At 71.7% G+C, this 2,842-nt stretch carries 3 protein-coding genes; all 3 read left to right on the top strand.

The features are described from left to right. Positions 1-1,632 (top strand): GAF domain-containing sensor histidine kinase (locus VGD70_RS13880; RefSeq protein ID WP_331081785.1); only part of this gene is annotated, 1,632 nt, incomplete at its 5' end. An 825-nt stretch (positions 1,633-2,457) separates the two neighbouring features. Further along, positions 2,458-2,628 (top strand): hypothetical protein, encoded by a 171-nt coding sequence (locus VGD70_RS13885; RefSeq protein ID WP_331081787.1) that lies wholly within the window; start codon positions 2,458-2,460, stop codon positions 2,626-2,628. Between the two features lie 23 nt (positions 2,629-2,651). Continuing rightward, positions 2,652-2,842 (top strand): PaaX family transcriptional regulator C-terminal domain-containing protein (locus tag VGD70_RS13890; RefSeq protein WP_331081789.1); only part of this gene is annotated, 191 nt, incomplete at its 3' end.

Genomic DNA, 2,842 nt, shown 5'->3' on the forward strand with positions numbered 1-2,842 from the left:
GGCACCGAGATCACCGTCGACTGGGGCGGCCCGGGTGCCGGCGGGATCGCGGGCGAGCCGACCTGGCGGATCCGCGCCACCGTCGCCGAGCAACCCTTCCTGGCCCAGCACCGGCGCGACGACATCACCGCCCGACCGCAGCTGGTGTGGAGCGACGATCGACAAGGCTGGCTCCTGCCGACACCAGGCGGCGACGCCGCCCCGATCAGCGGCACCGGCCACGAACGCGCGGTGCCGATGTCCGTGCTGCGCTACGCCCAACGGCTGGGTGAGCCGCTGGTCGTTGGCGACGCCACCCGCGACGCGTACTTTACCGATGCCGATTGCTGCTCGCTTCTGGCCGTACCCATCCTCAACCGGGGCAACCTGCGGGCGGTGCTGCTGCTCGAGAACCGCCTCATCCGCGGCGCGTTCACCGCCGAACGGCTCGACGCTGTCACGCTCATCGCCGGCCAACTCGCCGTCTCCCTCGAAAACGCCCAGCTGTACGCCGAGTTTCGCCGGATCGCCGACGAGCAGGCGGCTTTGCGGCGGGTGGCGACGCTGGTGGCTCGCGGGGTGGGGCCGGATCTCGTGTTCGCCGCGGTGGCCGAGGAGGTCGGCGCGCTCTTCGGCGCCGGCGCCGCGGTGATCGTGCGGTTCGAGCCGGACGGGGAGGCGACCGTGATGGGAGGCTACGGGTTCGAGCACTCCCAACCGGGTTCGCGCGGCACGCCCGACCCCCGCTTGGCCATGGCGTCGGTCCAGGCGACCGGCCGCGCGGCTCGCCGCGACGTGGACGCCCCGACGTCGGCGAGCCTGCCCGAGGCCACCCTGACGGGCGTCCGCTGTGCGGTCGCTAGCCCGATCGTGGTCGAGGGTTGGCTCTGGGGCGCAATGGCCGTCGGGTCGCGGCGCGACCGGCTGCCCCAGGACACCGAGCAGCGGCTGGTCGACTTCACCGAGCTCGTCGCGACCGCCATCGCCAACGCTGAAAGTCGGGCCGAGCTCGCCACGTCGCGCGCGCGTATCGTCGCCGCCGCCGACCAGACGCGCCGGCGGATCGAACGGGACCTGCATGACGGCGCCCAACAGCGGCTGGTCTCGCTGGCGCTGCAGCTGCGCAATGCGCGGGCGGCGGTGCCGCCCGAGCTCGACGAGCTCGCCGCCGAGCTTGACGAGCTCGCCGCCGAGGCGACCGGCGCGCTGGACGAGCTGCGCGAGATCGCGCGTGGCATCCACCCGGCCGCCCTGGCCAAGGGCGGCCTCCGCGCGGCGCTGCGCACGCTGGCCCGCCGCGCGCCGATCCCCGTCCACCTGGACGTGCGCGCGGAGGGACGGCTGCCCGAGCATGTCGAGGTCAGCGCGTACTACGTCGTCGCCGAGGCGCTGACCAACGCGGCCAAGCACGCGCGCGCCTCGGCCGTCGCAGTCGAGGTCGACGCCGCGGACGCTTTCCTGCGCGTCGCGGTCCGCGACGACGGCGCCGGCGGCGCCGACTTCACCCGCGGCACCGGCCTGGTCGGCCTCAAGGACCGCGTTGAGGCGCTCGGCGGCCGAATCTCTCTCGACAGCCCGCGCGGCGCGGGGACCAGCCTGCGCGTGGAGCTCCCGCTCACCGCGACGAACGGCGGCGTCACCTCCCGCCGATAGGGAGGGCCGTCGTGTCACGTGGGCAGGCGGTATTGGCCCGCGATGTACTCATCATGGCCGGTCAGGAGAGTCGGGGTCAGCGAGTGCGGTAGCGAATATGCTGTCGTGGGGTCGACGCGCGGTCAGATTGAGATGCGAGGGTTGGTTACCTGACCGGGTTCGTCGGGAGCGATCCGCGTCTCTAGGATCTAGCGTCACCGAACGCGATTTCGGAGCCCACCCCACCGTGCATCTCAGCACCGGCTGACCCGGCCTGGCGGCAGGCGTGCCGAGGGTCGGGGAAACCGCCGCACGGTTCGACGGACCGCACACTTGCTGGACCTGATCGGATCCCACACCGCTGAGCTCGTCGTGCTCTGGCGTGCCCCCGTGCCCGATCCGACACCTCCCCTCGAGTAGCCACCGCGGCACGTGGCCCCGCCGTGGGGTCGAAACATGCCAACGGCTCAACCCCGCCGACAACGACAACCCTTGCCGAAGCAGGACGAAGAGCGCGAGCTAGCCGGCCGGCTTGCCACAGACCTAGCTGGCGGAGTGTGGGGCGCGACCACCGCTGGGTCGTATACGGTGCCGCGCCCCGTGCCTCCCACCATCCCGCGCGGGGCGAGCGGTCTACTCACATCAACGACACGGGCGCCGGGCGGTGTGACCCCACGTTCGTCGCCCACCTGGCGCCCCATTTCATCGCGCGGGTTGTCGTGATGGTGGACAGGGTGCCCGCGGTGTGCATGGTGGCGGTGCTTTGGTGCGGCGTGCCGTGCCGATGTGTGAGCGGCGTGCTTTGGTGGCGAAGTGGGGGACGCGTGCCAGGGGCTGTGGGTCGGGGTGGCCGACGAGGTTCTGACCGACGTTGTTCTGATTGATGTTGTTCTGGTTGATGTCGTCGAGGTCTTGCCAGCCCAACAGCCACGAGATGCCGTCCACGGCGAGAGGCCGGACCGTTGGAACGCGACGTTCGCGATCTCGGTCTGTTGGGCCGCGCTGGCGCAACAGTGATTGGTAAGACGGTCGGCGCCGCCTTGAGCACCAACCCTCTGCTCCATCCGCTACAGCTGGCGCTCAGTTGCCGCGACGAGCACGAGGCCCTGGTCGTCCGGACGGCGGTGATCGACGCGTGGCGCGAGTTCCCGGCGGTGGATCCCGAGCTGCCGGACGAGCTCCTCCCGAGGGGCTGGCCGCAGCCTCGTGCTCGCGCGCTGTTCACCGGCAT

Origin of the sequence: Actinophytocola sp. (genome assembly GCF_036402745.1) — a bacterium.
Classification (GTDB): Bacteria; Actinomycetota; Actinomycetes; order Mycobacteriales; family Pseudonocardiaceae; genus Actinophytocola.